Source organism: Mesorhizobium sp. M7A.F.Ca.CA.003.01.2.1 (assembly GCF_003998945.1).
Taxonomy (GTDB): Bacteria; Pseudomonadota; Alphaproteobacteria; order Rhizobiales; family Rhizobiaceae; genus Mesorhizobium; species Mesorhizobium ciceri.
On record NZ_RZRA01001441.1, the window covers coordinates 1 to 849 of the forward strand.

The 849-nt window shown below is 62.7% G+C and carries 1 protein-coding gene; it reads left to right on the top strand.

Translation table 11 applies throughout. The features are described from left to right. Nucleotides 1-849: molybdopterin cofactor-binding domain-containing protein (locus EN969_RS33315; protein WP_164758763.1), on the top strand; the 849-nt coding region annotated here is incomplete at both ends.

The window sequence follows — 849 nt, forward strand, 5'->3', positions numbered from 1 at the left end:
GTCTGCAACTACATGGAGCCGCGCTCCGCGATCGGCGAATGGAACGTCGAGGAGAAGCGCTTCGTGCTGACCACCGGGTCGCAAGGCGTGCACTCCATGCAGTACATCCTGGCCAGCGTGTTCAAGATCAAGAAGGGCCAGTTGCGCGTCATCACACCTGATGTCGGCGGTGGTTTCGGGCCCAAGAGCTTCGTCTACCGCGAATATCCGCTGGTGCTGGAAGCGGCGAAGCGGCTTGGCCGCCCGGTGAAGTGGGCCGGCGACCGCACGGAACACTTTCAGACCGACGCGCAAGGCCGCGACAATTTCGTCACGGCCGAGATGGCACTGGACAAGGACGGCCGCTTTCTCGGCATGAAGGTGGACCTGCTCGCCAACATCGGCGCCTATATCTCGCAATATGGTCCGTTCATCCCCTATATCGGCGTCACCATGTCGACCGGTGTCTACGATATCCAGGCGCTCGACGTCTCGGTGACCGGCCTCTACACCAACACCTGCCCGGTCGATGCCTATCGCGGTGCCGGCCGGCCGGAAGCAGCCTTCCTGCTGGAAAAACTGGTCGATGCCTGCGCCCACGATCTCGGCCTGCCCGTCGAGGAGATCCGCCGCCGCAATTTCATCCGGCCGGAGCAATTTCCCTACCGGACGCAAACCGGCCGCCTCTACGACACCGGTGAATTCGAAGGCCATATGGAGCGCGCCATTGAGCAATCCGAATGGAAAGCGTTTCCGGAGCGGCTGGCGCAGTCGAAGGCCGGCGGAAAAATCCGCGGTCTCGGCATGGCGACCTATATCGAGGCCTGTGCCTTTCCGGGCTCGGAGCCGGCCTTCGTCGAACTCAATGGC